The organism is Microbacterium sp. LMI1x-1-1.1 (genome assembly GCF_040676205.1).
Taxonomy (GTDB): Bacteria; Actinomycetota; Actinomycetes; order Actinomycetales; family Microbacteriaceae; genus Microbacterium; species Microbacterium aquilitoris.
Window position 1 is genome coordinate 1,343,279 of sequence record NZ_JBEGHM010000001.1, and the last position, 16,816, is coordinate 1,360,094.

Sequence of the window (16,816 nt, forward strand, 5' to 3'; positions counted from 1 at the left end):
CCGGATGGCATGCGTGACGAGGCAGACCGGGGGAGCTCGATGAGCTCGGCGTCGGTCGGTGCCCGCGCCGCCGACGGGGTCTTCGACGGGCTCCGCGAGGACATCGTCGCCGGTCGGCTCGCGGTCGGCGAGCGGCTGCCCTCCGAGGCCGCGCTCGCCGAGCAGTACGGCGTCAGCCGCCCGAGCGTGCGCGAAGCCCTCCGCTCGCTGCAGGCGCTCGGACTCACCCGCACGCGCACCGGGAGCGGAACCTACGTCGCCTCCGACCGCCCCGCATTCTCGCTCGGCTACGGCGACTTCTCGCCGCGCGATCTCAGCGAGGCACGTCCTCACATCGAGGTGCCGGCGGCGGGTCTCGCGGCGGAACGCCGGACCGACCAGCAGCGCGCCGACCTCGTCGCGCTCTGCGACCGCATGGACGCGACCACCGACCCGGGGGAGTGGGTCGAGCTGGACTCGCGCTTCCACGTGCTCGTGGCCGAGGCATCCGGCAATGCGGTCTTCGCCCGCGCCGTCGGCGACATCCGTGACGCCCTCAGCCACCAGTCGGGCGTCGTGAACCTCATCGCCCACCGCCGCGAGCCGTCCTCGCGCGAGCACCGCGCCATCGCCGAAGCCATCGGCATCGGCTCGGCGATCGAGGCGCGCGAGGCCATGCGCGCGCACCTCGGTGCCGTCGAGCGCGTCGTCAGCCCGCTGTCGGAACCAGCTTCTCGGGACTGAGCGCCGCCGCGAGCGCGGCCGGGTCGAGGAGTCCCCGTTCGAGGACGACCTCGGGAACCGAACGTCCCGAGCGCAGCGCCTCGCCGGCGACCTCGGTCGCCGCGCGGTAACCGATGAGCGGGTTCAGCGCGGTCGCGAGTCCGATCGACTCGGTCACGCGCGCGGCCATGACGTCGGGACGGGCCTGGATGCCGCTGACGCACCGCTCGGCGAGCAGACGGCACGCGGCGGTCAGGTGCGCGATGGTCTGCGAGAGGGCCCGGACGATCACGGGCTCGAAGGCGTTGAGCTGCAGCTGGCCTGCCTCTGCGGCGAGGGTGACGGCGAGGTCGTCGGCGATCACCGTGTACGCGACCTGCGTCACCATCTCGGGGATGACGGGGTTCACCTTGCCCGGCATGATGCTCGAGCCCGCCTGGAGGGCGGGGAGGGTGATCTCGCCGAGGCCGGCGCGCGGCCCCGACGACAGCAGCCGCAGGTCGTTGCACGTCTTGGAGAGCTTGACCGCGATGCGCTTGAGCATGCCCGACAGGTGCACGAAGGCGCCGGGATCCTGGGTGGCCTCGATCAGGTCGGTCGCGGGGGTGAACGGGCGCCCGGTGAGCGCGGCGAGGTGCGAGACGGCGAGCGGTCCGTAGCCGGCCGGCGCGTTGAGTCCCGTGCCGATGGCCGTCGCGCCGAGGTTGACCTCGAGCAGCAGCCGGGCCGATTCGCGAAGGCGCAGGCGGTCCTCGTCGAGCATGACCGCGAACGCACCGAACTCCTGCCCGAGCGTCATCGGCACGGCATCCTGCAGCTGCGTGCGGCCGATCTTCACGTAGCCGCCGAACTCGGCGGCTTTGGCCGCGAACGCGTCGTGGAGGACGCCCATCGCGGCATCCAGTCCGTCGACGCCTTCGACGAGGGCGACGTCGATCGCCGTGGGGTAGGCGTCGTTGGTCGACTGGCTCAGGTTCACGTGGTCGTTGGGATGCAGGTACGCGTACTCGCCCTTCGCGTGACCCAGGAGCTCGAGGGCGCGGTTGGCGATGACCTCGTTCGCGTTCATGTTCGTCGAGGTCCCGGCGCCGCCCTGGATCACGTCGACGACGAACTGGTCCGCGAGGGCGCCGCCCCGGATCTCGCGGCAGGCTGCCGCGATGGCGTCGGCGCGAGCGGTGTCGAGCAGGCCCAGGTCGCGGTTGGCGAGCGCGGCCGCCTCCTTGACGAAGGCGAGCCCTCGCAGCAGGAACGGGTAGGTGCCGATGGGAACGCCCGTCACGGGGAAGTTGTCGCGGGCCCGCGAAGTGTGAACCCCCCAGTACGCGTCTGCAGGGATCTCCGCAGGGCCCAGAAGGTCGTGCTCGGTGCGCGTCGTCGTCATGTCGCTCTCTTCCTCGAGGTGGCCGAACGCCGCAAACCTATCAGACAGATTAGACATTCTTCACGACGAGAACTTGACGAATCCGCCGTCCCGGGTGTTCAGTGTTCCCAAACCTGTAAGGCAGATATCACATACCGAACGGCGACGGCGCCGCGCGGCAACGAAAGCGAGAACCCATGACGACGGAGTCGACCTCCCCGAAGACGGATGCCGCGATGCTCCGCACGGCCTCGATCGCGCAGGCCGAGGGCGCGGGCTTCCACAAGGGCCTCCGGCCGCGTCAGATCCAGATGATCGCCATCGGCGGCGCGATCGGCACGGGCCTGTTCATGGGGGCCGGCGGCCGGCTCGCGACGGCGGGCCCCGCACTCGTCCTCGTCTACGCGGTCTGCGCCGTCTTCGCGTTCCTCGTGATGCGCGCGCTCGGCGAGCTGATCCTCCACCGCCCGTCGACGGGGTCGTTCGTCTCGTACGCCCGCGAGTTCTACGGCGAGAAGATGGCGTTCGCCGCCGGCTGGATGTACTGGCTCAACTGGGCCATGACCTCGGTAGCCGACGTCACCGCCGTCGCGCTCTACATGAACTTCTTCAAGCAGTACGTGCCAGCGTTCGCCGGCATCCCGCAGTGGGTCTTCGCCCTCGTCGCGCTGGTCCTCGTCCTCGCCATGAACCTCCTGTCGGTGAAGGTGTTCGGCGAGCTGGAGTTCTGGTTCGCGATCATCAAGGTCGCCGCGCTCGTGACCTTCCTCGTCGTCGGCATCTTCTTCGTCGTCACCGGTACGCCCGTCGCGGGGACGACCCCCGGTTTCCACCTGATCGCGGACAACGGCGGAGTCTTCCCCAACGGCATCCTGCCCGCCCTCATCGTGGTGCAGGGCGTCGTCTTCGCCTACGCGTCGATCGAACTCGTCGGCACGGCCGCCGGCGAGACCGAGAACGCGCGCACCATCATGCCGAAGGCGATCCGCGCCGTCGTGTTCCGCCTCGCGGTCTTCTACGTCGGCTCGGTGCTGCTGTTCACGCTCCTCATGCCGTTCACTAGCTACAAGTCGGGGGAGAGCCCCTTCGTGACCTTCTTCGGCTCGATCGGAGTGGAGGGCGCCGACGTCATCATGAACCTCGTCGTCCTCACCGCCGTCGTCTCGTCGCTGAACGCCGGGCTGTACTCCACCGGCCGGATCCTCCACTCGATGGCCGTGACGGGCTCGGCTCCCGCGCCCCTCATGCGCATGAACCGCGCCGGCGTCCCCTACATGGGCATCGCGGTCACCGCGGCCGTGACCCTGCTCGGGGTCGTCCTGAACGCGGTCGTGCCCTCCCAGGCGTTCGAGATCGCCCTGAACGTGTCGGCGCTCGGCATCATCAGCGCCTGGGGCGTCATCATCCTCTGCCAGATCAAGCTCCAGCGATTGGCGCGGGCCGGAGTGATGGAACGCCCCTCGTTCCGGATGCCGGGGGCGCCCTACACGGGATGGATCACGCTCGTGTTCCTCGTCTCGGTCATCGTCCTCATGGCGCTGGACTTCCCGATCGGGACGTTCACCGTGGGCTCGCTCATCGTCATCGTGCCGGCGCTCATCGGGGGATGGTTCCTGCTGCGCGACCGCATCCGGATGCTGGCGGCCGAGCAGACCGGCACCCTCGCCGCGCTGCAGCGCACCGACGAGAGCGGCGCGTGAGCGCACAGCACCTGGTCGTCATCGCGACCGGCGGCACCATCGCGAGCCGCCGGTCGCCGGACGGATCGAGCGCTCCCGTCCTCGGCGGGGGCGCTCTCCTCCACGGGTTCGCCCCCGATGACGACGTCCGGTTCGTCGACGCGCTCGCCGCGGACTCGGCGACGTTCACCCTCGCGGACATGCAGCTGATCGTCGACGCGGTGACCGACGCCGTCGCCGACGACGCGGTGCGTGGCGTCCTGGTCCTGCACGGGACGGACTCCCTGGAGGAGACCTCGCTCCTGGCGGCGATCCAGGTCGGCGCCCCGCGCATCCCCGTCGTCTTCACCGGCGCCCAGTTCACCGCCGACGACCCCGCGTCCGACGGCCCCGACAACATCCGGGTCGCGTTGGCGGCGACCCGGGCCGCGGTCCCCGGCGTGTGGGTGGCTTTCGGCGGCCGCATCCTCTCGACGTGGGGGCTGTCGAAGCTGACCACCGACCGCGCCGACGCCTTCGGCTACGCACGGCGGGATGCCGGGGCGCCGCCGCACGCGACGGGCGACGTCTCCGGGCTCCGGGTCGACGTCGTCGCGCTCCCGCCGGGTGCCGACGACGTGCACCTGCGGGCGAGCCTCGCCGCCGGCGCCCACGGGATCGTCCTCGAAGCGCTCGGGTCGGGGAACACGACCCCCACGGTCGTGGCGGCGGTCCGCGATGCGGTGGCGGGCGGCATCCCGGTCATCGTGTCGAGCCGCGTGCCGCGGGGGGTGCTCGTCCCGTCGTACGGCGGGGGAGGAGGCGGAGCCGACCTCGCCGCAGCGGGCGCCGTGCACTCGCCGACCCTCCGGCCGGGTCAGGCGCGCATCCTCCTGGCCGCGATGCTGGCCGCGGGTGCCGACCGCGACGCGATCGCCGCCGCGGTCGACGGGCGGGCGCCGGATCGGATGTCGGTGCCACGCCGTAGTCTGTTGTGGTGACCACCGCTCTGTACCGCCGCTATCGCCCGGAGACCTTCGGCGAGATGATCGGGCAGAGCCAGGTGACCGAGCCCCTCATGACGGCGCTCCGCAGCGACCGCGTCGGTCACGCCTACCTCTTCTCGGGTCCGCGCGGCTGCGGCAAGACGACGTCGGCGCGCATCCTCGCGCGCTGCCTCAACTGCGCGCAGGGCCCCACCGACACCCCGTGCGGCACATGCGACTCGTGCGTCGAGCTCAGCCGCGGCGGGGGCGGCTCCCTCGACGTCGTCGAGATCGACGCGGCATCCCACAACGGCGTCGACGACGCCCGCGATCTGCGCGAGCGCGCGGTGTTCGCGCCCGCCCGCGACCGCTTCAAGATCTTCATCCTCGACGAGGCCCACATGGTCACGGCGCAGGGCTTCAACGCGCTGCTCAAGCTCGTCGAGGAGCCGCCCGCGCACGTCAAGTTCATCTTCGCGACGACCGAGCCCGAGAAGGTCATCGGGACGATCCGCTCGCGCACCCACCACTACCCGTTCCGCCTCGTCGCGCCTGCCGCGATGCTCGAGTACGTCGAGCAGCTCTGCCAGACCGAGGGCGTCTCGGTCGAGCCGGGCGTCCTGCCCCTCGTCGTCCGTGCGGGCGGCGGGTCGCCGCGTGACACGCTGTCGCTGCTCGATCAGCTCATCGCCGGGTCCGAGGACGGTGCCGTCGGCTACGAGCGTGCCGTCGCGCTGCTCGGATACACGCACGCCGAGCTTCTCGACGAGGTCGTCGACGCCTTCTCGTCCCATGACGCCGCGGCCGCGTTCGGCGCCGTCGACCGTGTCGTGCAGACGGGGCAGGATCCGCGACGCTTCGTCGACGACCTGCTCGAGCGCCTGCGCGACCTCATCATCGTGGCCGCGACCGGCGAGGGCGCCCGCGCCGTGCTGCGCGGCGTGCCGGTCGACGAGCTTGAGCGCATGGCCCGCCAGGCGGCGGCCTTCGGCACCGATCGGCTCTCGCGGATCGCCGATCTCGTGGTGACGGCCCTCGACGACATGACGGGTACGACCTCGCCCCGCCTGCAATTGGAGCTCCTCGTCGCGCGCGTCCTCGCGGCGACGGATGCCGGGGCTCACGCAGCGCCCGTTCCCGCTGCACCGGTGCAGGCGGCGGCTCCGGCGCAGTCACCCCCTCCCGCCACGGCACCTCCCGTCGCGGCACCTCCCGTTGCGCAGGCACCAGCCGTCGCCCACGCGCCGGCCACGGCACCCGCTCCGGCCGTCGCGCAGGCTCCCGCGTCCTCCGCTGTCGCCGAACCCGCGTCGCCCGCGCCCGCCGCCGCTCCCGAGCCGGCGGTGCCCACCGGGCCCGTCACGTTCGAGCAGATCCGCGACTCCTGGCCCGAGATCCTCCGCCGGCTCGAGGACATCAGTCGCACCTCGTGGATGATCGCGACGGCCTCGCGCCCGGTCGCGTACGCCGAGGGCGATATCCTGACCCTCTCGTTCCAGAGCCACTCCGACGTGCAATCGTTCAAAAAGCTCTCCGCGGGCAAGGGGCCGAGCGAAGATCTTCGCACCGCGATCCTGTCGGTGCTCGGCGTGCGGGTGAAGTACCTCACCCGTCACGACACCGATCCGACCCCGCCCCCGCCCGGGGGCGTCGGTCCCGACGTGCCCCCCGAGCCCGACGCACCTGAGGGCGGGTACGGGGTCACCCCTGCCGCGTCATCCCGTCCCGCCTCGGCGCCCCGGTCCGCGCCGGCTGCGGCAGCGCCCGTCACCGAGTGGGCGGTCGCCCCGATTCCCACCGACGACGGCGCTCCGTCCGCCCAGTTCCCCGTGGACGACGAGCCCGAGGATGCCGCACCGTCGCCGGTCCGTACGCTCACCGTGGAGCGCGAGGGCGATGTCCTTCCCGCCGAGGCGCCGACCGACGACGACGAGGACGACGTGCCGCCTCCCGTGGACGCCGACGCGCCGGTCCCCGTGCGGACGCCGCCTCCCCGGCTCGCGCCGGAACCGCCCCGCGGACCCCGTCCCGGAGGGATCGAGAGGGTCGGCGAGGCCGCCGTCCGCCAGCTCCTGGGTGCGCGCTTCGTCCGAGAAGAGCCGTACACCCCTCCGACGAGGTTCAACTGACCCATGTACGACGGCATCGTCCAAGACCTGATCGACGAGTTCGGACGCCTCCCCGGCATCGGACCGAAGTCGGCGCAGCGCATCGCGTTCCACATCCTGCAGACCCCGTCCTTCGACGTGTCCCGACTGGCGCAGCTGTTGTCCGAGCTCCGCGAACGGGTGCGGTTCTGCGAGATCTGCGGCAACGTCTCCGAGCAGACCCAGTGCTCGATCTGCCGCGACCCGCGCCGCGACCGCACCTTCATCTGCGTCGTCGAGGACGCCAAGGACGTCTCGGCGATCGAGCGCACCCGTGAGTTCCACGGGCTGTATCACGTGCTCGGCGGCTCGATCAGTCCGATGGCGGGCATCGGCCCCGACGATCTGCGGATCGCGCAGCTCATGCAGCGACTCGCCGACGGCACGGTGACCGAGGTCATCCTCGCGACCAACCCCAACCTCGAAGGCGAAGCGACGGCGACGTACCTCAGTCGCCTGCTTCGGACGCTCGAGATCAGCGTCACCCGGCTTGCATCGGGTCTTCCGGTCGGCGGTGACCTCGAGTACGCCGACGAGGTCACCCTCGGTCGTGCGTTCGAGGGTCGCCGCGCGGTCTGAGCTCAGTCGGTCGGGGCGAACAGCTCCGGCTCCTGCGCGAGCGTACGCTCGACGGCGGCTGCGATGTCCTCGTCCTCGATGCGGTACTCCTCGGTGACGCGCTCCTCGGCTTCGCGCCACGCATCGTCGTCGCCGATGCCCGCGGTTTCGTCGTACTCGGCTGCGGCGCGGTCGACGGCTTCGGCGGTCGGCTCGAGACCCAGCGTGCGGTAGCCCTCGGCCACGGCGTCGAGCGGGAACTCCTCATCTGCGGAGTGCGCTTCGATCGCGTTCCAGAAGCCGCTGCCCTGGACCGTAGCGTGGAAGGTGAGGACCCTTCGGACGGCGAGGTCGCCGGGCAGGGAGATGGGCTCGTCGAGGTCGACGGCACGGTTCCAGATCTCGTCACTCGCAGAGCTCATGCGGCGAGCCTAGGGGAGGTCAGGAGCGCTCACGTGCCCGGGCACGGATCACGGTGCCGAGCGAGGCGCGCAGCGGCTGACCGACGTAGATGCCGAGCGATGCGCCGACCGCGAGGGCGATCCCCACCGTCGCTGCCGACGCGAGGGTCGTGAACCCCGACAGGAGCAGGGCGGTGCTGCTGCCCGATTCGACGACGCCGAGGAGACCGCGGAAGACGGCGGCTCCGGGGACCATGGGGAGGATCGCCGCCGTCGTGATCGCGACCGACGGCACGTGCAGCCGGTAGGCCGCGAGAATGCCGACGAGGCTCCCCGCGAAGGCGCCGACGCCGCTGGCGGCCGCCGTCTCGAAGCCGAGACCGGATGCCGCGGTGTACCCCGCCCAGGCGACGACGCTGAGGCCCACGCTGACCGCGACGACGCGCAGTCCTGCTCCGTTGTAGATCGTGACGGAGACGGCGATGAGAGCCGCGCCGACGAACTGCAGCGGAAGGGGGCCGAACGGCAGCGAGTCGTTGGGGACGTCCATCCCGGCTCCGACCACCCGGGCGGTCTCGAGTCCCGCGAGGATGCCGAGGACGACGCCCAGGGTCTGCGTCATGAGCTCGAGGATGCGGCCCGTCGCCGTCAGGGCGAAACCGTCGATCGCGTCCTGCGCGGCGCCCACCACGGTGAGCCCCGCGAGCATCAGCACGATGCCCGACGCGACGATCACCGTCGGTTTGATGTCCTGCGCGACCGGCCACCCCGTCGCCTCGAGGCTCGGAGCGACGGCGGCGATGAGCGTCAGGACGAACGCGCCGGCGACCTGGCTGAAGAAGAAGGGAACGTGGACCCGGCCGAGGAGGAACTGCGTGATCGCGGCACCTCCTGCGGCGATGAAGGAGAGGAGGATGACGAGCCAGTTGGCGCCGAACATCACCGCCACGCCGACCGCGAGGAGCGCCTGCGCGGCGATGATGACGGGCGGGTGGTAGGCGAAGGGCGTGCGGCGCACGATGCGGAACTCGGCGCGGGCGGCCTCGACCGGCATCCCGCCCCTGATCTGGGTGACGAGGGCCTGCAGTCGCTGCAGGCGGGCGTGATCGGGGGCCTGGCTGCGGACGACGCGCATGAGCGTGATCGGCTTGTCGGCGCCGCTCCGGTGGTGCGCGACGGTGATCGAGTTGTAGCTGACATCGACGTGGACCGGGTCGAGTCCGTAGACGCCGGCGACCCGCACGATCGTGAGGGTGACCTCGCTCGCGGGCGCCCCCGAGGCGAGCATCGACTCCCCGATGCGGATGCTGAGATCGAGGACTCCGACAGCGAAGGCGTCGTCGATCACCGGCAGCATCTCGGTGTGCGGCGCCGAGTTCTCGGGGGACCGGACGAGCGCCTGCAGCGACGTGAAGAACTGGCGTCGTCCCATGGCATCCAGCCTAAATGAGGTGCTCCGGCGGGCGTCACATGGCCGAGCGCGTACGTCGTCCTCCCTAGGATGGGAGCGGGCGTGCGTCACCGCCCGCCGGCTGCGCCCGGCATCCACCCGGGAGTATCCGACATGGCCCTGATCGTCCAGAAGTACGGCGGTTCGTCCGTCGCCGACGCCGAGAGCATCCGCCGCGTCGCGAAGCGGATCGTCGACGCCCGACGTGCCGGTCACGACGTCGTCGTCGCCGTCAGCGCGATGGGCGACACGACCGACGAGCTGCTCGACCTGGCCTCCCAGGTCTCGCCCCTGCCGGCGCCGCGCGAGCTCGACATGCTGCTCTCCAGCGGCGAGCGGATCTCGATGGCGCTGCTGGCGATGGCGATCAACTCGATGGGCTTCGAGGCGCGCTCGTTCACCGGCAGCCAGGCCGGGATGATCACCGACAGCTCCCACGGAGCCGCGCGCATCGTCGACGTCACTCCGGTTCGCGTCCGCGAGGCGCTCGACGAGGGAGCCATCGTCATCGTCGCGGGCTTCCAGGGGTTCAGTCGCGACACCCGCGACATCACGACGCTCGGCCGCGGCGGGTCCGACACGACCGCCGTCGCCCTCGCCGCCGCGCTGAACGCCGACGTCTGCGAGATCTACAGCGACGTCGACGGCATTTTCACGGCTGACCCCCGCGTCGTGCCGAAGGCACGCAAGCTCGCGACCGTCACGTCCGAGGAGATGCTCGAGCTGGCCGCGAACGGGGCGAAGGTGCTCTACATCCGCGCCGTCGAGTTCGCCCGCCGCCACGGCGTCATGATTCACGCCCGCTCGACCTTCAGTTCGGGCATCGGCACCTATGTTCTCGGTGCGGGGATGACCGCCCCCGACCACGAAGAGGGAGAAGAGATGGAAGAGCCCATCGTCACCGGTGTCGCCACCGACCTCAGCCAGGCCAAGATCACCGTCGTCGGCGTCCCGGACGTCCCCGGCAAGGCCGCCGACATCTTCAAGATCGTCGCCAAGTCCGGCGCGAACGTCGACATGATCGTGCAGAACGTGTCGGCTGCCGCGACCGGCCGCACCGACATCTCCTTCACTCTCCCCAAGGCCGAGGCGTCGACGGCGCTGCGCGCGCTCTCGGTCGAGCAGAGCGCGGTCGGCTTCGACAAGCTCGTCCACGACGACCAGATCGGCAAGCTCTCGGTCGTGGGCGCCGGCATGCGTACGCACTCGGGCGTCTCGGCGACGCTGTTCGAGGCCTTGTCGACGACGGGCGTCAACATCGAGATGATCTCGACCTCGGAGATCCGCATCTCGGTCGTCGTCCGAGGCGATGACCTCGCCGAGGCGGCGCGCGTCGTGCACACCGCCTACGGACTCGACGGCGACACCGAAGCCGTCGTCCACGCCGGCACCGGTCGCTGACGCGTCAGCGCTGAGAGTCGAGCCACTCGTCGAAGCTCGGCCCGGCGATGGTGGCGCCCGGTCCCGGCAGGGCGAGGCCCTCGCGCATGCCGCGCATCTGAGCGCCCGGGATGCTCACCGGGACGACGAGCCGCCGAGATCCGTCCCGGCGAATCCAGGCCCGGATCATCCGGTCCAGGCGTTCCTCGCGGGGACCGGCGAGGTCCGGTACCCGCCCCTGCGGGCCCGCGACCGCGAGGTCGACGAGCCGCGCGGCGACCGCCGCCGCGGCCACCGGTTGCGCTCGCGCCCGCGGTGCCAGCTGCACGGGCCCGAGACGGGCCTGCGAGGCGACCTGCCCTGCGAACTCGTGGAACTGCGTCGCCCGCAGGATGCTCCACGGCACCGCGCTCTCCTTGAACAAGCGCTCCTGCAGGACCTTGCCGGCGTAATACCCGTTCGGATTCCGGTCGATGCCGACGATCGACAGCAGTACCGCGTGTTCGACCCCGGTGCGCGCCGCCGCGTGGAGAAGGGCGCGGGATGCCGCGGAGAAGAACTCCGTCGCCGTTGCCGCGCTGGTCGTGCCGACGCTCGCCACGTCGATGAGCGCATCCGCCCCCGCCAGTGTGCGCTCGACGGCTGCGCGGTCCCGCAGGTCCACCCCCGCGGCACGCGAGAGGACGGCGACGTCGTGCCCCACCTCCCGTGCCCGCTCCACCACGAGTCGTCCCACTGTGCCGGTCCCGCCTGCCACTGCGATCTTCATGTCGTCCCTTCCGAAGGTGTGTCACTGTGGTGACGACGCAGCCTCCGCGAATGTGAGGCCCGGGACGGAGATCGTCATGACGGATGCCGCGACCCGCCGGATCGGCGACGTGGACGCCTACCGCCGTACGCTCGTCGCCGCCGCCTACCGCATGCTCGGGACGTTGGCCGACGCCGAGGACGCGGCGCAGGAGGCCTACGTCCGGTGGCTCCGGTTGGACGCGGGCGAGCGCGAGGCCATCGAGAACCCCGGCGGCTGGCTCATGCGCGTGACGGGGCGGATCTGTCTCGATGTCCTCGGCTCCGCGCGAGTCCGGCATGAGACGTACGTGGGGGAGTGGCTGCCCGAGACGATTCCGGTCGGCACGGCGAGCGGCGACCCCGCCGCCGTCGTCGTCGGGGCGGAGGAAGTGTCCACGGCGCTGCTGTTGGTGCTGGAGACGCTCACCCCCGCCGAGCGCGTGGCGTTCGTGCTGCACGAGGTGTTCGCGGTGCCGTTCGCCGAGATCGCCGGGGTGCTGGGGAGGTCCGCGGCCGCGTGCCGCCAGCTGGCGGCATCCGCTCGTCGTCACGTCGGACGCCGCGCGGGGGCCGGCGTCCCGCGGAGTCGTCACGACGAACTGATCGCAGCCTTCGCGGCGGCGAGTGCGAGCGGGAGTCTCGACGCCCTCGTCCGTGTGCTCGCGCCCGACGTCGTCCTGGTTTCCGACGGTGGCGGGATCGTGTCCGCCGCGCGGCGGCCGGTCCGCGGGGCAGACCACGTCGCGCGCTTCCTTCTCGGGCTCGCGGCGAAGCAGCCGACCGCGACCTACGAACCGGCCATCACCGGAGACGGGCTCGGTTATGCGATCCGGGTCGACGGCGTCATCGTCGCCGCCGTCACCTTCGCCACCGACGGTGAGCGGATCACCGATGTCTGGATGATGCGGAACCCCGAGAAGCTCAGCGCGTGGGTGTGACGTCCCGCGGCGACACATGCGGATCGCGGTACCCGGTGCGCCGGTAGAATCGCCGGAACCCGCTCTCCTGCGCCCTGCCGCGACGTCCCGTCGCGCGGCGCCGCACCCTCGAGGAACCGCACCATGACCGTCTTCTCCGAATCGGGATTCTCCGTCGCCGTCGTCGGCGCCACCGGCCAGGTCGGGACGGTGATGCGCGACATCCTCGTCGACCGCGCCTTCCCGATCCGCGAGCTGCGTCTGTTCGCGACGGCACGTTCGGCGGGCTCCACGATCGTGGTCGACGGCCGGGAGATCCTCGTCGAGGACGTCGCCACGGCGGACCCCAGCGGCATCCAGATCGCCCTCTTCTCGGCGGGGGCGACCGGATCGCGCGCCCACGCTCCCCGCTTCGCGGAGGCCGGCGCGGTCGTCATCGACAACTCGAGCGCCTGGCGCATGGACCCCGAGGTGCCGCTCGTCGTCAGCGAGGTCAACCCGCACGCGATCCACGACCTGCCCAAGGGCATCATCGCCAACCCGAACTGCACGACGATGGCGGCGATGCCCGTCCTGAAGCCGCTGCACGTCGAGGCGGGCCTCGTCCGGCTCACCGTCAGCACGTACCAGGCGGTCTCGGGCTCCGGCCTCGCCGGCGCCGAGGAGCTCCTCGGCCAGGTCGAGTCGGTCGTCGCTCAGGGCGGGGCGATCGGCCTGGTCCACGACGGTTCCGCCGTGGACTTCCCGGCACCGGAGAAGTACGTCGCCCCCATCGCGTTCAACGTCATCCCGTTCGCCGGCAACCTCGTCGAGGACGGCGACAACGAGACCGACGAGGAGAAGAAGCTCCGCAACGAGAGCCGCAAGATCCTCGAGCTCCCCGACCTCCGTGTCGCCGGCACGTGCGTGCGCGTCCCCGTGTTCACGGGCCACTCGCTCTCGATCCACGCCGAGTTCGCCGAGGACATCACGCCCGACCGTGCCCGTGAGGTCCTCGCGGATGCCGCGGGTGTCGCCCTCGCCGACGTCCCGACCCCGCTCGCGGCGGCCGGAGCCGACCCGAGCCTCGTCGGACGCATCCGCGCCGACCAGTCCGCGCCCGAGGGCAAGGGTCTCGTGCTCTTCATCAGCAACGACAACCTCCGCAAGGGCGCCGCGCTCAACGCGGTCCAGATCGCCGAGCTCGTCGCCGCCGACCTGGCCGCCCGCGTCTGAGACGGATGCCGGGTCCCGCCGCGCGCGGTCGGGCGCCCGGCATCCGCCTTTCATCAGGGGAAAGAACACGCTTTCCTGCCGCCTCGACCGGCGGCGAGCGGCGACCCGGACCGTAGCGGCGACGTAGACTGGATGACCGTGACTGACAATCCCGGAGCAGACGATCACGCCGCAGAGAACGCCGCGGCGACCAGCCCCGCCGCAGTGAGTCCGACGGAGACGTACGACGCGCTGCTCATCGGCGGCGGCATCATGAGCGCCACCCTCGGCACCCTGCTGCAGCAGCTCGAGCCGGACTGGAAGATCGGCGTCTTCGAGCGCCTCTCCGAGGTCGCGCAGGAGTCCTCCAACGCGTGGAACAACGCGGGGACGGGCCACGCCGCCCTCTGCGAGCTGAACTACACGCCCGAGTCCTCCGACGGCACGATCGATCCCTCGAAGGCGATCGGCATCAACGAGCAGTTCCAGCAGTCGCGTCAGCTGTGGAGCGCGCTCATCGAGCGCGGCGTCCTCGACGAGCCGTCCACCTTCATCAACGCGACGCCGCACATGACCTTCGTCCGCGGCGAGAAGGATGTCGCGTTCCTCAAGAAGCGCTACGAGGTGCTCAAGGAGCAGCCTCTGTTCGCCGGCATCGAGTACTCCGAGGACTCGCGCGTCATCAACGAGTGGGCGCCGCTGCTCATGCAGAAGCGTCGCAAGGGCGAGCCGTTCGCGGCCACCCGCGTCCCCGCGGGCACCGACGTCGACTTCGGCTCGCTCACCCGCCAGCTCTTCGAGCACCTCGCCGCCTCCGGCGTGGATGTCGAGACCAACCGAGAGGTACGGAACCTCAAGCGCCAGAAAGACGGCACGTGGGAGGTCACCTACCGCCAGACGGTCGGCCGGACCCCCGGGAAGGTGCGGGCGCGGTTCGTTTTCGTGGGTGCGGGCGGCTGGGCCATCAAGCTCCTGCAGCGCTCCGGCATCCCCGAGATCTCGGGCTACGGCGTGTTCCCGATCGGCGGCCAGTGGCTGAAGACCTCGAAGCCCGAGCTCGTCGCGCAGCACAAGGCGAAGGTCTACTCGCAGGCCTCCGTCGGCGCGCCCCCCATGTCTGTCCCCCACCTCGACACCCGCGTCGTCGACGGTGAGGCATCCCTCCTGTTCGGTCCGTTCGCCACGTTCAGCCCGAAGTTCCTGAAGAACGGCCGGATGACGGACATCGTCGCCCAGGTGCGCCCGGGCAACATCCTCCCGATGCTCAAGGTCGCCATCGACAATCCCGGCCTCATCAAGTACCTCGTCAGCGAGCTGTTGAAGGGTCACGGCAAGAAGGTCGACTCCCTCCGCGACTTCATGCCGAGCGCGCGCGACGAGGACTGGGAGCTGCTGCAGGCCGGCCAGCGCGCGCAGGTGATGAAGAAGGACCCGAAGAAGGGCGGCGTGCTGCAGTTCGGCACCGAGGTCGTCAGCTCCGCCGACGGCTCGATCGCGGGCCTCCTGGGTGCGTCCCCGGGTGCCTCCACCGGTGCGTCGATCATGCTCGGTCTTCTGAAGACCTGCTTCCCTGACCGCCTCGCCGCGTGGGAGCCGACGTTGAAGGAGCTGATTCCGACGTACGGTCAGACGCTCAACAGTGCTCCTGACACCGCTCACGTGGTGCTGCAGAAGACGGCAGCCGCGCTGCAGATCAACGTCTGAGTCGCGCCCGTGGCGAAGCTGTACTTCCGCTACGGCGCGATGAACTCGGGTAAGTCGACGGCCCTGTTGCAGGCGGCGTTCAACTACGAGGAGCGCGGCCAGCACGTCCTTCTCGCGAAGCCCGAGATCGACACCAAGGGTGCCGACCAGATCTCGAGCCGGCTCGGCGTCGAGCGCACGGTCGACTTCCTCATCGGTCCGGACGACGACGCCCGCGAGCTGTTCGCCGAGCACCGCCGTCGCGTGCAGCGCGAGGCCGAGGCGGCTCTCGTGCCCGACGTCCGCACCGACGTGGCCTGCCTGCTCGTGGACGAGGCGCAGTTCCTCCAGCCCGAGCAGATCGACGACCTCCTGCGGGTCGCGGTGAGCGACGGAATCCCGGTGCTCGCCTACGGCATCCGCACGGACTTCCAGACCCGGGCCTTCCCGGGGTCGGCGCGACTCATGGAACTCGCGCACAGCCTCGAAGAGCTCAAGACGATCTGCCGCTGCGGCAGCAAGGCGCTCTTCAACGCGCGCCTGGTCAGCGGGCGCTTCGTCTTCGACGGCGACCAGGTCGCGATCGACGAGCTGTCGCCCGACCGGGTCACGTACGAGTCGATGTGCGCGCGCTGCTACCTGCGCGAATCGGGCGGACGCCTGCGCTGAGGCCTAGAGGGTCGGGATCAGCTCGTCGAGGAACGCGGCGGTGTCCTCCCAGCCCTCCACGGCGTGACAGGTCACACCCATGGCCAGGACGGGGTAGTCGTTGCCGTGCTCGTCGAGGCGGTCGCCCACGAAGAGCATGTCCTCGAGGGGGATGCCGGTCTGCTCCGCGAGTTTGCGCATGCCGTAGGCCTTGTCGATACCGCGGTGCGTGATGTCGACCGACGTCGAGCCGCCGGAACGGACTTCGAGGTCCGGGATGCGGGCGGCCACGGCGTCGCGCAGGGTGTTCTTCTTCTCGCCGGTGGGGTCCCACGCCGTCTTGGCGTCCAGGGGAGCGGACTGACCGAGCGCCGAGAAGGTGATCTGCGAGCCCCGGTCCTCGAGGATCGGACCCCAGGTCTCGCTCTCCCAGAGGCCGAGGCGCGTCGCTTCTTCCTCGACCGCGGCGAGGGCGCGGGACTTCTCGTCGTCGGTCAGGGAGAGCGCGTAGACCGTCTCGATGCCGTCCGTCGTGAGGCGGTAGTACTGCGTGCCGCACGTGGGCATGAGGTGCAGACGGTCGAGGGTCGCGGCATCCGTCTCGGGGAGCCGGTCGACCACCTGGGTATGGAACTGCTGCAACTGACCGCCCGAGATGATCGCCACCTCGACGCGCTCCGCGAGACGCAGGAGCAGGTCGCCCATGCGCGGATCGATGGCCGTCTTCGACGGAGCGAGCGTGTCGTCGAGGTCGAACGCGACGAGGCGGGGAGAGGTCATGATGCTCCGTTTCGAGGGAGGTGAGATGGCCCCTCCGGGGAGGGATGCGAAAGGCCCCGCCGGTATCCGGCGGAGCCTCTCTGCGGTCGGGGTGACAGGATTTGAACCTGCGGCCTCGTCGTCCCGAACGACGCGCGCTACCAAGCTGCGCCACACCCCG

The 16,816-nt window shown here is 70.8% G+C and carries 15 protein-coding genes and 1 tRNA gene; 10 read left to right on the forward strand and 6 right to left on the reverse strand.

Translation table 11 applies throughout. The features are described from left to right. Window positions 1-9 precede the first annotated feature (9 nt). The gene (locus tag MRBLMI1x_RS06540) at window positions 10-723 is read left to right on the forward strand and encodes a FadR/GntR family transcriptional regulator (RefSeq protein ID WP_363457380.1); all 714 of its coding nucleotides are present in this window, start codon (window positions 10-12) and stop codon (window positions 721-723) included. On the opposite strand, the gene MRBLMI1x_RS06545 is transcribed toward MRBLMI1x_RS06540, so the two are convergent. After that, window positions 689-2,086: an aspartate ammonia-lyase gene (locus MRBLMI1x_RS06545; protein WP_363457383.1), complete on the reverse strand. Its 1,398-nt coding sequence runs from the start codon at window positions 2,084-2,086 to the stop codon at window positions 689-691. The genes MRBLMI1x_RS06540 and MRBLMI1x_RS06545 overlap by 35 nt on opposite strands. Before the next feature lie 176 nt (window positions 2,087-2,262). On the opposite strand from MRBLMI1x_RS06545, the gene MRBLMI1x_RS06550 reads away from it, so the two are divergent. The 4 genes from MRBLMI1x_RS06550 to recR are packed head-to-tail and all read left to right on the forward strand — an operon-like array spanning window position 2,263 to window position 7,435. Then, window positions 2,263-3,765 carry an amino acid permease gene (locus tag MRBLMI1x_RS06550; RefSeq protein ID WP_018187031.1) on the forward strand — a complete coding sequence of 501 codons (1,503 nt, stop codon included), beginning with the start codon at window positions 2,263-2,265 and terminating at the stop codon, window positions 3,763-3,765. Beyond that, window positions 3,762-4,724, forward strand: a complete 963-nt coding sequence (locus MRBLMI1x_RS06555) for an asparaginase (RefSeq protein ID WP_363457386.1) — start codon at window positions 3,762-3,764, stop codon at window positions 4,722-4,724. The genes MRBLMI1x_RS06550 and MRBLMI1x_RS06555 overlap by 4 nt, the downstream gene beginning before the upstream one ends. Continuing rightward, a complete protein-coding gene (locus tag MRBLMI1x_RS06560; RefSeq protein ID WP_363457389.1) occupies window positions 4,721-6,838 on the forward strand; it encodes a DNA polymerase III subunit gamma and tau in 2,118 nt (705 codons plus the stop codon). Before MRBLMI1x_RS06555 ends, MRBLMI1x_RS06560 begins: the two co-directional genes overlap by 4 nt. A gap of 3 nt (window positions 6,839-6,841) precedes the next feature. After that, complete coding sequence (gene recR, locus MRBLMI1x_RS06565; RefSeq protein ID WP_018187034.1) at window positions 6,842-7,435, forward strand: recombination mediator RecR; 594 nt, start codon at window positions 6,842-6,844, stop codon at window positions 7,433-7,435. Between the two features lie 2 nt (window positions 7,436-7,437). Here recR and MRBLMI1x_RS06570 read toward each other — a convergent pair whose 3' ends face one another. Together MRBLMI1x_RS06570 and MRBLMI1x_RS06575 are read right to left on the reverse strand one after the other, a co-directional pair. Next, window positions 7,438-7,836: a DMP19 family protein gene (locus MRBLMI1x_RS06570; protein ID WP_116228298.1), complete on the reverse strand. Its 399-nt coding sequence runs from the start codon at window positions 7,834-7,836 to the stop codon at window positions 7,438-7,440. 19 nt (window positions 7,837-7,855) lie between these two features. Continuing rightward, the gene (locus MRBLMI1x_RS06575) at window positions 7,856-9,247 is read right to left on the reverse strand and encodes a threonine/serine ThrE exporter family protein (RefSeq protein WP_020098184.1); all 1,392 of its coding nucleotides are present in this window, start codon (window positions 9,245-9,247) and stop codon (window positions 7,856-7,858) included. A gap of 132 nt (window positions 9,248-9,379) precedes the next feature. Between MRBLMI1x_RS06575 and MRBLMI1x_RS06580 the strand changes: the two genes are divergently transcribed. Further along, window positions 9,380-10,666, forward strand: a complete 1,287-nt coding sequence (locus tag MRBLMI1x_RS06580) for an aspartate kinase (RefSeq protein ID WP_018187037.1) — start codon at window positions 9,380-9,382, stop codon at window positions 10,664-10,666. Between the two features lie 4 nt (window positions 10,667-10,670). On the opposite strand, the gene MRBLMI1x_RS06585 is transcribed toward MRBLMI1x_RS06580, so the two are convergent. Continuing rightward, on the reverse strand, window positions 10,671-11,414 hold the full coding sequence (locus MRBLMI1x_RS06585; protein WP_020098185.1) for an SDR family oxidoreductase: 744 nt from the start codon (window positions 11,412-11,414) through the stop codon (window positions 10,671-10,673). A gap of 52 nt (window positions 11,415-11,466) precedes the next feature. On the opposite strand from MRBLMI1x_RS06585, the gene sigJ reads away from it, so the two are divergent. From sigJ to MRBLMI1x_RS06605, 4 genes are all read left to right on the forward strand, one after another. After that, the gene (gene sigJ, locus MRBLMI1x_RS06590; RefSeq protein ID WP_256335362.1) at window positions 11,467-12,372 is read left to right on the forward strand and encodes an RNA polymerase sigma factor SigJ; all 906 of its coding nucleotides are present in this window, start codon (window positions 11,467-11,469) and stop codon (window positions 12,370-12,372) included. Between the two features lie 123 nt (window positions 12,373-12,495). Further along, window positions 12,496-13,566, forward strand: coding sequence for an aspartate-semialdehyde dehydrogenase (locus tag MRBLMI1x_RS06595; RefSeq protein WP_018187040.1), 1,071 nt, complete (start codon window positions 12,496-12,498; stop codon window positions 13,564-13,566). A gap of 132 nt (window positions 13,567-13,698) precedes the next feature. Beyond that, the gene (locus MRBLMI1x_RS06600) at window positions 13,699-15,249 is read left to right on the forward strand and encodes a malate:quinone oxidoreductase (RefSeq protein WP_336123275.1); all 1,551 of its coding nucleotides are present in this window, start codon (window positions 13,699-13,701) and stop codon (window positions 15,247-15,249) included. Between the two features lie 9 nt (window positions 15,250-15,258). After that, window positions 15,259-15,897, forward strand: coding sequence for a thymidine kinase (locus tag MRBLMI1x_RS06605; protein ID WP_018187042.1), 639 nt, complete (start codon window positions 15,259-15,261; stop codon window positions 15,895-15,897). A gap of 3 nt (window positions 15,898-15,900) precedes the next feature. Here the strand turns inward: MRBLMI1x_RS06605 and MRBLMI1x_RS06610 are convergent, their stop codons facing one another. Together MRBLMI1x_RS06610 and MRBLMI1x_RS06615 are read right to left on the reverse strand one after the other, a co-directional pair. Next, window positions 15,901-16,656 carry an HAD-IIB family hydrolase gene (locus tag MRBLMI1x_RS06610; RefSeq protein ID WP_363457399.1) on the reverse strand — a complete coding sequence of 252 codons (756 nt, stop codon included), beginning with the start codon at window positions 16,654-16,656 and terminating at the stop codon, window positions 15,901-15,903. Between the two features lie 86 nt (window positions 16,657-16,742). Continuing rightward, window positions 16,743-16,816 (reverse strand) — tRNA-Pro (locus MRBLMI1x_RS06615).

Coding starts and splice junctions, on each gene's coding strand:
- MRBLMI1x_RS06540 (WP_363457380.1), top strand. CDS start 10: ATGCGTGACGAGGCAGACCGGGGGAGCTCGATGAGCTCGGCGTCGGTC.
- MRBLMI1x_RS06545 (WP_363457383.1), bottom strand. CDS start 2,086: ATGACGACGACGCGCACCGAGCACGACCTTCTGGGCCCTGCGGAGATC.
- MRBLMI1x_RS06550 (WP_018187031.1), top strand. CDS start 2,263: ATGACGACGGAGTCGACCTCCCCGAAGACGGATGCCGCGATGCTCCGC.
- recR (WP_018187034.1), top strand. CDS start 6,842: ATGTACGACGGCATCGTCCAAGACCTGATCGACGAGTTCGGACGCCTC.
- MRBLMI1x_RS06570 (WP_116228298.1), bottom strand. CDS start 7,836: ATGAGCTCTGCGAGTGACGAGATCTGGAACCGTGCCGTCGACCTCGAC.
- MRBLMI1x_RS06575 (WP_020098184.1), bottom strand. CDS start 9,247: ATGGGACGACGCCAGTTCTTCACGTCGCTGCAGGCGCTCGTCCGGTCC.
- MRBLMI1x_RS06580 (WP_018187037.1), top strand. CDS start 9,380: ATGGCCCTGATCGTCCAGAAGTACGGCGGTTCGTCCGTCGCCGACGCC.
- MRBLMI1x_RS06585 (WP_020098185.1), bottom strand. CDS start 11,414: ATGAAGATCGCAGTGGCAGGCGGGACCGGCACAGTGGGACGACTCGTG.
- MRBLMI1x_RS06595 (WP_018187040.1), top strand. CDS start 12,496: ATGACCGTCTTCTCCGAATCGGGATTCTCCGTCGCCGTCGTCGGCGCC.
- MRBLMI1x_RS06600 (WP_336123275.1), top strand. CDS start 13,699: ATGACCGTGACTGACAATCCCGGAGCAGACGATCACGCCGCAGAGAAC.
- MRBLMI1x_RS06610 (WP_363457399.1), bottom strand. CDS start 16,656: ATGACCTCTCCCCGCCTCGTCGCGTTCGACCTCGACGACACGCTCGCT.